Consider the following 13,426-nt stretch of genomic DNA (forward strand, 5'->3'; position numbering starts at 1 on the left):
CCGCCCCCTATCGCCGATCAAGCAGCAAGAGCTGCAGTGCAGCGCGGCGGGCAGTATCCTCCAGCCCGACCGCACGGAAGGTTGCGAGTGCATCCGTCAGATCGCCGAGGTTGCCATCAGCGCCCCGTGCAAAGAGCTGCATGGAGCGCAGGATCGACTCTCCCAATTGGCCATTGTCCAGCAGGCGTTGCAATTTGTGCGGCACGTTGCTGTCAGCGACAAAGGCGGCTGCAATGGCCTGTTCAACGCCGCTATGGGCCAGTTCTGCGGTAGGTGCGCCCTGTGCAACAGCGGCCAGAAATGCAGCCCGGCCTCGCGTTTGGGGAGGGCTATGTGATGCGGTTTCATAAGTTGGGGCAAGCAGGCGGATGCGCCATGCCAGATCTGCAGCCGTGCCATCCAGAGGAATGCGGGCCAATTGATCGGCAAAGAGATCGGCAAACGCGGTCTCGATCCGGGCGGTCTTCATCGCGCGCCAGACCGTGGGCAGGGTTTTGCTGACGGCCTCAGGGCTTCTTGTTTCCAGCGCGGTTTCAAAACGTTGCAAGGCGGCGACGCGATCCCAGATGCCTCCGGACGCTGCTGGAGATCGTTCGGAGTAAAGCCCAAGTAGCTGGTTGGGGTTCAGAGCACCGATGCGGGTCAGTCGCTCTGCGGCCTCGAGCTGGGCTTTCCAGCCTGCAACATCGCGCAGATCTGCTGCTGCAAAGGCACGGGGCAGATTGGCCGTTGGGCGACGCTCGCCGATGGTTTCATACAGACGGTATGTCAGCGGGTCAGGTGATTTAGGTGCGCGCAGCGGCGGCGCATCCTCAAACACATCCGGGTTGAGGAAGCGATCCAGCAAGTCAAGCTGGCGATTGTCCACCAGATCCAGCGCATGGGCTGTTTCCAGTAAGAGCGCGGCAGTCGGCCAGTCGCCAAGTCTGGCTGCACAGAAGATCCGGGCCGCATAGTCAGGCGCGAGATCGGGTCTATCCTGAACTGCGCGACAGGCGATCTGTTCATCGCCGGTGAGCAGGGTGGCATCAAACCAGCGCTCGAACCGTCCCTTGCTGCGGGTTGGTCCGGCTTGCTCTGCCAGCGCTTGTGCCGGATCCGGTGCCCCCAAATCCATCAATCGGTCGATACGGGCCAATAGCAGCGTTTCGCTGGATTCTGTAGGCGGGCGGGTTTCAGACAGCAACAGCGTAAACATAAGCGACTGCATGGCAGGTGATTTGCGTACCTGAACTGCGGCAAGAAGAGCTGCGAGCTCCTCGGTGTTGCTGCCCCGCCATAGATCGACAGGCAGGCCGGTTGAGGCCGGTTTGACCAGCCCGATCGGAGCCACCAGACTGGCAAGGGGTGTCACCGTTACTTCCGGGCGGCGAGCCGATCCTGCAACGGGCGGTTCCAATAAGACCGTGCCGGGCAGGTCGGCATCTGGTGCCGGTGTGGCAAGCCAGTCGATGGCGGCAAGGGGATCCTTGCCGTCTGTTTGTTTAGCAGCCGTGTCGCCAGCCACAGTTGAGTCGCGTGCTGTATCTTTGGCGGCGGTCCTCCGCGCGGCAGGAGCGACCACCTTGGTCGATGCTGGCGATGTTGTTGGCTGGGCCTGAGCAGGGGCTGACAAAAATGTGCCGGTAGCCAGTCCCAGGCCAAGCGTCATGCTGAGCGTTAGGCTCAGTGACTGTGTGAATGTCTGCGTCACGCGTCCACAAAATGCGTTGCCGACATCCGAGGTGTGCAATTTAAGTGGCAACAGGACATCAGGCGACTCACTGTGCCGCTTTCTAGTTGGCATCTAGCACCACTGGTTTGCGGACCTCGGCGGTTGGGGCGTTGAAATCAGCTCCAAACCACGGTCCGACATAGGCATAGACCACCAAACCGATCGCTGCCATCACAATTAAATAAAGTAAGTATTTGATCAATCGCACCATGGGTGTCCCGCTGACTGCTTCTTTGGCTTTTGTGCAAGTTATATATGGCCTTTTCGGCAATATCACGTCATTCACTGAAGAATGAGCGAAAAAGAGCAAACACTCAGTGGTGCGGGTGACCGACGGGTGCCAGGACAGCTGAAAAAAACCATCGTGATGGTGGGAATGATGGGCGCGGGCAAGACAGCCGTCGGACGTGCCTTGGCGGCACGTCTGAAGGCTCCGTTTCTGGACAGCGATCACGAGATCGAGGCCGCGGCTAACCGCACAATTCCCGAAATCTTTGCCCGTGATGGCGAGCCGTTTTTTCGAGAAAAAGAACGCAAAGTGATCCGGCGGCTGCTGGATGAGGAACGCGGCGTGCTATCCACCGGGGGCGGGGCGTTCCTGGCTGAGGAAAACCGCAGAATTATCTCTGAGCGCGGCATTGCGATCTGGTTGGATGCGGATCTTGAGGTGTTGTGGACGCGGGTGAAACACCGCGATACACGGCCCTTGCTGCGCACCGGAGATCCCCATGCCACGCTGTCGGCGCTTTATAATGATCGGGTGCCTTATTACGCCGAGGCTGATCTGGCTGTTAAGTCGGATGGGGAGGCGTCGATTGACGAAATGGTGAACCGGGTTGTCGAGGCGCTGCGCGCCCGTCCGGATGTGTTGGAGTGGGTGTAATGGAGCGTGCAGATTTGGAACGCGTGGTGCATGTGCCGCTGGGCGAGCGCGCCTATGACGTCGTAATCGGGCCGGATTTGCTGGCAGATGTCGGCGCGCGCCTGCACCCGCTGTTGCACCGTCCAAAAGTCGCTGTGCTGACGGATGAGACCGTTGCATCTCATCATCTGGAGACATTGCGTTCAGGTCTGGCCGCCGCGGGGATAAAGATGTCGGCGCTGGCGTTGCCTCCCGGCGAAGGCACCAAGGCCTGGCCGCAATTCAGCCGCGCTGTAGAGTGGCTTCTGGACCAGAAGATTGAACGCAATGACATGGTCATCGCCTTTGGTGGTGGTGTGATCGGTGATCTGGCGGGGTTTGCGGCAGCCGTCTTGCGCCGGGGCGTGCGGTTTGTGCAGATCCCGACCTCGCTGCTGGCGCAGGTCGACAGTTCCGTCGGGGGCAAGACTGGTATCAATGCGCCACAGGGTAAGAACCTGATCGGAGCTTTTCACCAACCGTCTCTGGTGCTGGCGGACACTGCTGTTCTGGGCAGCTTGCAGTCACGTGATTTTCTGTCTGGTTATGGCGAGGTTGTGAAATACGGGTTGCTGGGGGATGCCGCCTTTTTTACCTGGCTTGAAGACAACGGCCCGGCATTGGCGCAAGGTGATATGGCCGCGCGTGTTGAGGCGGTGACGCGTTCGGTTCAGATGAAAGCTGATATCGTAGAGCGGGATGAGACCGAGCAGGGTGACCGGGCGTTGCTGAACCTTGGTCATACCTTCTGTCATGCGCTTGAGGCCGCGACTGGCTACGGTGATCGTCTGCTACATGGCGAAGGCGTTGCGATTGGGTGCGCGCTGGCGTTTGAGCTGTCCGCGCGGCTGGGCTTGTGCAGTCAGGAAGACCCGAGCCGGGTGCGGGCACACCTGAAAGCGATGGGTATGAAAACCGACCTTGCTGACATTCCGGGTGATTTGCCGGATGCTGAGGCGCTACTGGCGTTGATGGGACAGGACAAGAAGGTCGTGGATGGCCAACTGCGGTTCATTTTGGCGCGCGGCATCGGCCAAGCTTTTGTCACTGCTGACGTGCCTCAGGATGCTGTGCTGAGCGTTCTGCGCGTTGCATTAGCACAAAGCTAAGGCGTCCAGCTTACGGCTCGTCTTTATCTGGTGCGGGTAACTCTGAATTTGAAAACAGCCCCTGCCGATTGGCGGGGGCTGTTTTCATGTGTGGTGAGCGCTGGTTGAGAGATCCGGGGTCAGGCGACCCAGGAGTCCTCTTGGGTGTCATCATCAAAGCCTGATGTGTCATCCCAGGAGTCAGCATCCATCCGTGGGGCGAAGTCTGCGTCGCTCTCAGCTTCGCCCGTGCTGTTGGACGCAGCGGGACCATCCAGTTGGAACGCGCCGATCATCGTGTTGAGCTCACGGGCCTGCTGGAACAATTGCGTCGCAGAGGCGGTGGTCTCTTCGGTCATTGCGGCGTTGGTCTGGGTCATCTGCTCCATCTCACCAACCGCATGGTTTACCTCGGTCAGCTGTGACGACTGCGATTCCAGCGCTTTGGCGATGGAAACGATCAGTTCGGAGATTTCGCTGACCTGTGAGCTGACGTCGGACATCGCGGTACCGGCGGAGCTGACAAGGCTGGAACCAGTATTGACCTGGGTCGAGCTGCGGGCAGTGATCTCATCGATCTGAGATACCGCATCAGAGCAACGCTGTGCCAGACGCTGGACCTCACTGGCGACCACGGCAAAGCCGCGACCAGCTTCCCCGGCACGGGCGGCCTCAACCCCGGCATTCAGCGCAAGCAGGTTGGTTTGGAAGGCGATGTCCTCGATCACTTTGGTGATCTGGGTGATCTCATCCGAAGACGCGCGGATTTCTTCCATCGCGGTGACGGTCTGCTGCACGATGCTTTCGCAATCATTCACCTTGTCCTGGGTGGTGCCTGCAATGCTCTCGGCGTCTTTGGCATTGCGGGCAGATTCACCAACACTGGTGGTGATTTCATTCATCGCGTGGGTGGAACGCTCCAGGGCTGCCGCTTGCGATTCCGTGCGTCTGGACAGATCATCCATATTTGCAGCGATGGTCTGGCTGTCGTCACCGACCGAAAGAGCGGTGCTGCGTACGGTGCCCATGGCATCCTGCAACGATCCGGCCAGCGCATTGAAATCCTTTTGCAGTGCTTTGAACTCTTCCGGGAAACTGTCATCCAGTCGATAGACCAGAACCTTGTTGCTGAGCTGGTTCAGAGCTTCGGCAATAGAATCGGAGACCTGTTTCTGTTCACCCATGGACCGTTCAAGCTGTGCGTCAGCTGCGCGCTTTTCAAGGGCATGGCCCCGCAGGGTTTCCGCCTCTCTTGCGATCTTGCCGATTTCGTCTCGGCGGGACTGACCAGCAACATCGGCATCCAGCTCTCCCGAGCTGATCTGCTCCAGAGCGGTGGTAACAATCCGAACGCCGCCCGAAATATCACGAGCAATGGCTATCGCGCCGAGGCAAATCAGACCTAGCACAACCGATAGGCCAATGAGCGTTTGGTAGAAGGCATTTTTATTCTTGGTATCGAAAGCTTCGAAATCTGCCATCAGACTTTTGACGATGTCTTTTTCGACGGCTTTAACGATCTCGATGCCATTGGCCGCCAATTTGTTCCACGCTTCCATGGTAACGTTCTCAGGTGCACGTTTTTCAAGGATTGCAGCTCTGACCTCGTCGAACGCCAAATAGGTATCACCTTCGACAGCGACGTCATATTGATGCACGCTTTTGCTGTCAGACAGCTCGTGAAAAACGCGCATTCTTTCTTTGGACTGGATATTAGCCACGTTCATGCGAGCGTACAGGTCATCAGTCCAACCGATGTCAAAACCCACGGCGCCGATAGCACTTTGAATACCGTAAGCATCCTTGGCCATCTGAAAGTATGTAAGCGCCATGGCACGTTCTGCCAGCTCGGTGTCATGAACCAAAACTTCAAAAGCCAGTGCCGTTTCGAGCAGGTGCAGATTCAGCGAGGAATAGAATTCCAGCGCCTCTTCGGTTGTGATCGCATGTGCGGCGACTTGTTCGCGGATGCCGTCCAGCGCCTTCAATTCTTTATAGGCGTGTTCCACGAAGATCTTGGTGTTTTCATGGAGGATGGAAAGGTCTGCGGTCTCGATGATCTCAATCATGTGGGTCCGCGCCTCAAGAACTTTCTCCTGCTGCTCTTGCATCTCTGCCGACACACGGGCTTCGACGTGAGCGAGGTAGACCGCCGCCATGCCCCGTTCCAATTGCAGGTTCGCGACCAGCGTGCCGGTCGTCTGCATGACATCACGTGTCAGATTGGTGTTAAAGCTTGCTTTTTTGTTCAGCGTATATAGCGCAACGCCTGACATTCCGATGATAAGCAGAAGGGGAAGTCCGATGAGGAATAGGATTTTCGCCCTGATTGAGAAGTATTTTAACAGTCGAGTAATCATACGCAGCGCTCCGCCGTGACGTTATGTGATCGTAAAAAAATATGTCGTTTGGGGTTAAAGGAGTGTGTATCTAAGGCCGCGGGGGGCATTTTAAATAGAAGATGCATTTTAAATCCCTTTTTTATATAGCCATTGCGAAGCAAGATTTTTCCGTTTAGCCGCATATACGCACAGAGTTTTGAACAAATAATGAGCAAGCCGGAGAGGGCGTTACGCCTTGGGTTGTATTTCGGCGTTGGACTTCGCGGCGATTACAGGCAATGATTCTCGATTAAAATGTGTAGACTGCTGACCTTGGGGCATTTTCCAGGCATGGTCGCTCGCAGTGACATTGCTGATCTGCCCGCCTGTTCACTTGCTGTATAATGGCGCGTTTCTGATGCCGATGTGTTGCGCTGACGCGTTGCGGCGAGATCTCTTGACAATACGCTCGCAGGTTACCCATCCCGTTGACCGGACAGGCTGAAACGGTCGGTGCTAAATGGTCCCGCGAAATTTATCCGCCTAGACGGAAATACAGCACCGTAAATGCGCCCAGCGAGAAATGCGCCCGGTGAGGTTTCTGGCAGCACATACGGTTGATAGGTCCGACGATGCTGGCCAGCGTCTGTTCGGCGGCAATTCAGTGTTGAACGCCCTAATTAAGGGCTGTACCGCGCCGTCAGATCATCATCTGGCGTGGATCGGCCAGGAGACCTGTCAGATGGTTCATGAAGCGTGCGGCATCAGCACCGTTGATAGCACGGTGATCATAGCTCAAATCCAGTGGCGCCATCGGGACGGGGCGGGGGGTGTCCTCCTCCCAGACCGTTACGGTTTCTGTGCGGGTGATGCCGAGAATGGCTATCTCAGGCGGGTTCACGATTGGTGTGAAGGCCGTGCCGCCGATGCCGCCGAGATTGGTGATCGTCATTGACGCGCCGCCCATTTCTTCGGGGCTGATCTTGCGATTTTGCGCCCGCGTTGCCAGATCGCCGACCTCGGTCGCGATTTGCCACAGGCCTTTGCGGTCGGCGTCGCGCACAACGGGGACCATGAGGCCGTGGGGGGTATCAATGGCAATCCCTATGTGAACATAGCCTTTGAGAATGAGGGATTTACCATCAGGGCTGAGCGCGGCGTTAAACCGGGGAAAGGCACGTAACGCGCGGGCCAGAGCCATTGTGTGAAAGGCTATGGTCGTGAGCTTTATGCCTCGTGCCTGTGCTTCGGGCTTCCACGCGCCGCGTAGGGCTTCGATGGTCGAGACATCGGCGCGGTCATGGTGCGTCACCTGCGGGATATGCAGATTGGCTGCTGACAAATTGGCCGAGGCAACCTGTGCGAAACGGCTCATTGGCTCCTCGCTCACCGGGCCATAGGCGGCATGATCGACATCCCAGTAAGATGCGCCTGTCGGCGGTGCTGGTGTGGTGGTTGCACTGCCCTCCAGATCTTCACGCGACAGGGTGGTTCGGCCCAATGCGCGTGCGCGTTCCTGCAAATCTATGCCCTTTTCACGGGCCAGTGCCCGAACCGAGGGTGCTGCTATTACGTCAGTCATCGTCGCCCCCTACCAATTGGCAGAAATATACTGTGTTTCCATGAATTCGAGCATGCCTTCATGTCCGCCTTCACGCCCAAGACCTGATTGTTTGACACCACCAAAAGGTGCAGCCGGGTCGCTTACAAGGCCACGGTTCAGCCCGACCATGCCGTAATCAAGGCGCTCGCACACTTGTAACGCTCGTTTGAAATCGCTGGAGAAAACATAAGCTACAAGCCCGTATTCAGTGTCATTGGCACGCGCGATCACCTCTTCCTGATCGCGGAAGGTCTGGATGGCTGCTACAGGGCCAAAAATTTCGTCATGCACGCAATCGGCGGTCTCGGGTACGTTTGAAAGCACAGTGGGCGGATAGTAGAAACCTTTGCCAGTCGGCAGTGTTCCGCCACATTCGATCTTCGCTCCTTTGGTTACGGCATCGGCGACAAACTCGGCGACCTTGTCGCGTGTCTCGGCGTTGACCAATGGACCGACATCAACCGAAGCATCAGTGCCGTCGCCCATCTTGAGCGCCGACATCGCCGTGCTCAGGTTTCGGGTGAACTCTTCGGCGATGCTTTCGTGCACATAGATGCGATTGGCTGCCGTGCAGGCCTCACCCAGATTGCGCATTTTGGCTAGCATCGTACCATCGATAGCGACGTCCATATCTGCGTCTTCAAAAACCACCACCGGTGCATTGCCGCCCAGTTCCATCGCGGGTTTCAGAACCTGATCGGCAGCCCCTTTGAGGAGCTTGCGCCCAACGCCCGTTGACCCAGTGAACGAGACAACGCGCACCCGAGGATCGTGCAGCATGTGATCAACTAAAGCACCGGTGCGCCGCGACGGTAGCACGTTGACAAGGCCCGGAGGCACACCGGCCTCTGTCAGTAGAGGCATCAGCGCCAGCATGGTCAGCGGAGTTTCCGAGGCGGGTTTGATAATCACGGCACATCCTGCTGCAAGCGCAGGTGCGATCTTTCGTGTGCCCATAGCAGCGGGGTAATTCCAAGGTGTTACAAGTACCGCCAACCCGGCCGGTTTATGCTGCACAACAATCCGCGCGCCAGAAGCCGGGGCATGTGTGATCATCCCGTCAGCGCGCACGGCCTCTTCTGCAAACCAACGGAAAAACTCGGCAGCATATGCGGCCTCTCCCATGGCATCTGCACGGGCCTTCCCGTTTTCGAGCGTGATGAGATGGGCGAAGTCTTCGAGCTGGGCTGTCATCAACTCCCACGCATTCCGCAGCACTTCTGAGCGTTGGCGCGGCGTGCGCGCGGCCCAGTCGATCATCGCTTCTTGGGCTGCATCAAGTGCAGCATCGGCATCAGCTATGTCGGCCGAAGCAACCGAGGTCAGAACCTCTTCTGTCGCGGGATTGATAACGTCGAAGCGTTCGGATGTTTTGCGCCATGTGCCGTTGATATAGAGATCGGTATAGTCCATCTGTCGTCTCCGGATGTCAGAGCAAGTGGCGAAGCGGTTGCTCCATCCGGCCTGCGAAATTGGAAAGAAGCTCAATGGCGGCGGGTGCTGTTAGCTGCCCCGTGCCGTATTCTAGCGTGATGCTCAGGCCATCGCCTGAGCGTGTCAGGGTGAGTGTGGGAATATCCTCGGCCCCGAGGTGAACGGATGTGATCGATGCAAAACGCAGATCACGGATACACAGATCCGCAGCATCCTCTGTAAGGGTGGCAAGACCAAGCTGCCGCGTGGCGGTGTAGGTCTTGACCATGCCGAATGCCGCGACTGTGACCACGGCGCTGTTGCCAAAACTGGCAGCGCCAAATCCGGCCAGCAATGCGGAGCTGTCCGTCTGATCAACGGCTTGTGCGGCCCAGTTGGCAAACTCGGCGAACCCGTCTGTCGCAAGCTCAGCGGTTAGTCGGCTTGCTGTTGTGGCGTCGGACTGTGCCCCAGTGATTGGAAGCGCCTTCAGAGTCTCCAGATCCTTGACGTGGTAAGGTTGCGGATGGCCCAACTCGACCAGCCGGCCCAGATCCAGACCTTGTTCAAGCGCCAGACGGCGCAGTTTGGGCGAGGCCAGAATGCGCCCGCTGGTTTGTGATACGGGTCTTAGTTCGGTTGCGGGTTTGTCAGTTTTTGCCTGAGGTGCTGGGGGTGGGAGAGGCGCCGATTGCCGGGCTGTCGGCTGTGGTGGCGGGGGCGCGCTGACCGTTGCAGGTTTGGCCGGGGACGTGTCCGAAATGACCGCAATGGTCTGACCCACCGGTACGTCTTCGCCCGCTTGGAATGCAACATCGCTCAGAAAGCCTGTACCTTGTGCCTCGACCTCCATCGTTGCCTTGTCGGTCTCGACCTCGAACAGTATGTCGCCCTCGCTGACCGCATCACCGGGGTTTTTATGCCAAACGACGATCAGGCCGGTATCCTGGGCCATACCAAGTGCCGGCATAATGACGTCAAGCGGCATTGATCATCTCCCCTGACATCAGTTTTCGCGCATTCGCGGCCACACCTTCGGCTGTCGGGACGGTGATATCCTCAAGCGCGGGGCTGAACGGGACAGGCACGTCCATCGCCCCCATGCGCAAGACAGGAGCGTCGAGATGGTAGAAGGCTTTTTCGTTGATCCGGCCGGCGATTTCGCCGGTGACGCCATAGCTTTGATGGCCTTCATCCACCACGATCACGCGGCTGGTTTTTCTGGCGGACTTCAACAACGCCGCCTCGTCGAGTGGGACGATGGTGCGCGGATCGATGACTTCGGCGCTGATGCCTTCTGCAGCAAGAATTTCGGCAGCCTTTTCACAGACCTGCACCATAGATGAGGTCCCGATCAGAGTGATGTCAGTGCCTTCTCGTTTGATATTGGCTGTGCCGAAGGGGATCAGAAACTCGTCTTCGGGGACTGGCGCCTTGTCGTTGTACATCAGCTTATCTTCGAAGATCACTACCGGGTTGTTGTCGCGGATTGCTGTCTTCATCAGGCCTTTGGCCTCATAGGCTGAAGAGGGCATTGCAACCTTTAAACCCGGAATATGGGCCACCAGCGCATGAAGCGACTGGCTGTGTTGCGCCGCCGATCGCCGCGTTGCCCCCAGATTGGTGCGCAGCACCAGCGGCGCACTCATTTTTCCACCGGACATATAATGTGTCTTGGCCGCCTGATTGCAGAGCTGGTCCATGACCAGAAAGATGAAATCGCCAAACATCAGATCGACCACAGGGCGGGTGCCCGTCATTGCGGCCCCCACCGCAAGGCCCATGAACCCCGGCTCAGCGATCGGCGTGTCCACCACGCGCGCGGTGCCGAATTCTTCAACCAGCCCGCTCAGAACTTTGAAAGGTGTCCCTGCCTCGGCGACGTCTTCGCCGATAATGAACACGGTTTCATCACGACGCATTTCTTCGGCCAGCGCTTCGTTCACCGCCTGGGACAGGGTTATTTCTCGCATTATGTTCTCCTCAGGCCAGAACGTGTTGCACATCGGTGTAGACATGCATGTCGACTTCATTTTGGTCGGGGTAGGGGGCGTCCAGCGCATATTCGACTGCGTTGGCGGCATCTGCCTTGATTTCGGCGTTCATGGTGTCAATTTCGTCCTCGGTGGCTATGCCTTGCTCGATCAGCCATCCACGAAATTTGATGATCGGATCGCGGTTCTCTTTCCAATCAGCTTCTTCTTGTTTTGAGCGGTAGTATTCGCGATTGATGTCGCCGACGTGGTGGCCGTGGTAGCGATAGGTCAAGAGTTCCATAAAGAACGGGCCCTCGCCTTTGCGGGCGCGTGCGACTAATTTTTCCGTCAGAGCATGTACCGCAAGGACATCCTGACCATCGACCTGATGTGCCTCGATCCCGAAAGCTTCGGCGCGGGCGGTGATGGATCCGGCGGCGATTTCTTCGGTCTTGGTGTATTCGGAATAGCCGTTGTTTTCGCAGGCATAGATGACAGGCAGGTTCCATAACGAAGCCATGTTCATAACCTCATACATCAGGCCCTGAGCGGTGGCGCCATCCCCAAAGAAACAGACGGTTACATCATCGCGGCCCAGAAGTTTGGCAGTGAAGGCCGAACCCGTGGCGATGCCCATCGAGCCGCCAACAATGGCATTTGCCCCAAGGTTACCATTTGATTGATCGGCTATGTGCATAGAGCCGCCCTTGCCGCGACAATAGCCCTCTTCCTTACCCAGAAGTTCGCAGAACATTTCCTTGAACTCGGCCCCCTTTGCGACGCAATGCCCGTGACCACGGTGGGTCGATGTGATCTTGTCATCCTTGGTCAACGCTTCGCAGATGCCCACGGCGACCGCTTCTTCGCCCGAGTACATATGCGTCAGTCCCGGCATCTTGGCAGAAAGATAAAGCTGGTTGGCGTTGTCCTCAAAACTGCGGATGCGCACCATTTGGCGGTACATGCGCAGGTAATCTTCGGTGTTGGTTTTTGTCTTGGCCATGACGTCCTCTTGGGCATTTGGATCACGCCCACCCTGCGCGGGAGCGCACGCAGGGCGGGGGCCGACGGCCGATCAATAGCGATTGGCGATCGGCAATTCTTGGGCTGGGAACAGCGAGATGACTTCGCAACCTGTATCGGTCACAACGACTTCCTCCTCGATGCGCGCGGCCGAATAGCCGTCCGATGCAGGGCAATAGGTTTCGAGTGCGAAAACCATGCCAGTTTTGATCTCCATCGGATTGTCGAGCGATACGGCGCGGCTGATAATTGGGCGCTCGTGTAGCGCAAGGCCAAGACCGTGGCCGAACTGGAGACCAAACGCCGACAGTTCGTCAGGGAAGCCGAAATCTTCGGCCTTTGGCCACAGCTTGGCGACCTGATCGGTTGTTACGCCGGGTTTGATTGCCGCGATGGATGCGTCGATCCAGTCTCGCGCCTTGACGTAGGCATCGCGTTGAGACGGGGTCGACATGCCGATGTTGAAGGTCCGGTAATAGCAGGTGCGGTATCCTTGATAGCTTTGCAGAATGTCGAAGAAGGCCTGATCGCCGGGTCGGAATTGCCGGTCGGTAAAATTGTGCGGGTGCGGATTGCAGCGCTCGCCCGAGATCGCATTGATGGCTTCCACATCGTCGGATCCCCACTCGTAGAGCAGCTTGTTCGACATGGCGACAATCTCGTTTTCACGGACGCCTGGCTTCAGCTCTTCGTAGATCATGTGATAGACACCGTCGACCATGCTGGCGGCCTGGGTCAGCAGCTGGATTTCATCCCAGTTCTTGATCTCACGGGCGCTGAGCATGATTTGCTGGCCGTCCACAATGTTCAGCCCTGCCTCCTTTAGGGCTTCGAACATTGCGGTTTCGGCATAGTCCACGCCAACGGGCATGCCCTTCATCCCTGCGTCTTCGATGAGACCGGCGATGTCTTCGGCGTATTTCTTCATCAGACCAAAACTGGGTGGTATGGTGCCGCGCATCCCGACTACGCCGGCGTGGCAATTCTCAGGAACCAGCCAGTCGGAATATTTTCGGTGGTGCACCGCTGCGGAGCCGAAATCCCACACATGGGGCGCGTCATCCCCGGTGAGCAGAGCAAAGCGGCACATCTTGTCGCGTTCCCATTCGCCGATCTTGGTGGCAGTGGTGTAGCGGATGTTGTTGACATCAAAGAGCAGAAGCGAGCCCGCATCACTGTTCTTGAGCGCCTGCCGTGTTCTGCTAAGGCGATAGCGGCGCAGCCTGTCATGATCGATGCGGCGCTCGAAATCAACTGAGGTGTGCCCCCATGCCGGAAGACGACCTTCCCATTGCCAATTTGGTTCAAGGTCTTGCGGTGTCAGAACATTCGGCGTCAGTGCGCGAGACATAGGATACTCCTTTGAGCACCGCGATGCGTGCTCATT

At 57.6% G+C, this 13,426-nt stretch carries 11 protein-coding genes; 2 read left to right on the forward strand and 9 right to left on the reverse strand.

What is annotated here, in order from left to right:
• Positions 1-7 precede the first annotated feature (7 nt).
• Both ACEWZM_RS17785 and ACEWZM_RS17790 read right to left on the reverse strand, forming a co-directional pair.
• Complete coding sequence (locus tag ACEWZM_RS17785) at positions 8-1,651, reverse strand: hypothetical protein (RefSeq protein ID WP_414008076.1); 1,644 nt, start codon at positions 1,649-1,651, stop codon at positions 8-10.
• Positions 1,652-1,775: 124 nt separating this feature from the next.
• The gene (locus ACEWZM_RS17790) at positions 1,776-1,925 is read right to left on the reverse strand and encodes a hypothetical protein (RefSeq protein ID WP_414007711.1); all 150 of its coding nucleotides are present in this window, start codon (positions 1,923-1,925) and stop codon (positions 1,776-1,778) included.
• Positions 1,926-2,006: 81 nt separating this feature from the next.
• Here ACEWZM_RS17790 and ACEWZM_RS17795 point away from each other — a divergent pair, with 81 nt between their 5' ends.
• Positions 2,007-2,597, forward strand: a complete 591-nt coding sequence (locus ACEWZM_RS17795; RefSeq protein WP_414007712.1) for a shikimate kinase — start codon at positions 2,007-2,009, stop codon at positions 2,595-2,597.
• Entirely contained in the window at positions 2,597-3,724 is a 1,128-nt protein-coding gene (gene aroB, locus ACEWZM_RS17800; protein WP_414007713.1) for a 3-dehydroquinate synthase, read from the forward strand. Before ACEWZM_RS17795 ends, aroB begins: the two co-directional genes overlap by 1 nt.
• Before the next feature lie 119 nt (positions 3,725-3,843).
• Here the strand turns inward: aroB and ACEWZM_RS17805 are convergent, their stop codons facing one another.
• The 7 genes from ACEWZM_RS17805 to ACEWZM_RS17835 all read right to left on the reverse strand — a co-directional run bounded on the left by ACEWZM_RS17805 (position 3,844) and on the right by ACEWZM_RS17835 (position 13,390).
• A complete protein-coding gene (locus ACEWZM_RS17805) occupies positions 3,844-6,063 on the reverse strand; it encodes a methyl-accepting chemotaxis protein (RefSeq protein WP_414007714.1) in 2,220 nt (739 codons plus the stop codon).
• Between the two features lie 661 nt (positions 6,064-6,724).
• Positions 6,725-7,606: a 2-oxo acid dehydrogenase subunit E2 gene (locus ACEWZM_RS17810; protein ID WP_414007715.1), complete on the reverse strand. Its 882-nt coding sequence runs from the start codon at positions 7,604-7,606 to the stop codon at positions 6,725-6,727.
• A gap of 9 nt (positions 7,607-7,615) precedes the next feature.
• On the reverse strand, positions 7,616-9,040 hold the full coding sequence (locus tag ACEWZM_RS17815; RefSeq protein WP_414007716.1) for an NAD-dependent succinate-semialdehyde dehydrogenase: 1,425 nt from the start codon (positions 9,038-9,040) through the stop codon (positions 7,616-7,618).
• A gap of 16 nt (positions 9,041-9,056) precedes the next feature.
• On the reverse strand, positions 9,057-10,028 hold the full coding sequence (locus ACEWZM_RS17820; protein WP_414007717.1) for a biotin/lipoyl-containing protein: 972 nt from the start codon (positions 10,026-10,028) through the stop codon (positions 9,057-9,059).
• A complete protein-coding gene (locus ACEWZM_RS17825) occupies positions 10,018-11,013 on the reverse strand; it encodes an alpha-ketoacid dehydrogenase subunit beta (RefSeq protein ID WP_414007718.1) in 996 nt (331 codons plus the stop codon). Before ACEWZM_RS17825 ends, ACEWZM_RS17820 begins: the two co-directional genes overlap by 11 nt.
• A gap of 10 nt (positions 11,014-11,023) precedes the next feature.
• Positions 11,024-12,019: a thiamine pyrophosphate-dependent dehydrogenase E1 component subunit alpha gene (locus ACEWZM_RS17830; RefSeq protein ID WP_414007719.1), complete on the reverse strand. Its 996-nt coding sequence runs from the start codon at positions 12,017-12,019 to the stop codon at positions 11,024-11,026.
• A 72-nt stretch (positions 12,020-12,091) separates the two neighbouring features.
• Positions 12,092-13,390 (reverse strand): M24 family metallopeptidase, encoded by a 1,299-nt coding sequence (locus ACEWZM_RS17835; RefSeq protein WP_414007720.1) that lies wholly within the window; start codon positions 13,388-13,390, stop codon positions 12,092-12,094.
• Between the last annotated feature and the right edge of the window lie 36 nt (positions 13,391-13,426).

Origin of the sequence: Phaeobacter cretensis (assembly GCF_047372505.1) — a bacterium.
In the GTDB taxonomy this organism is placed as follows: Bacteria; Pseudomonadota; Alphaproteobacteria; order Rhodobacterales; family Rhodobacteraceae; genus Phaeobacter; species Phaeobacter cretensis.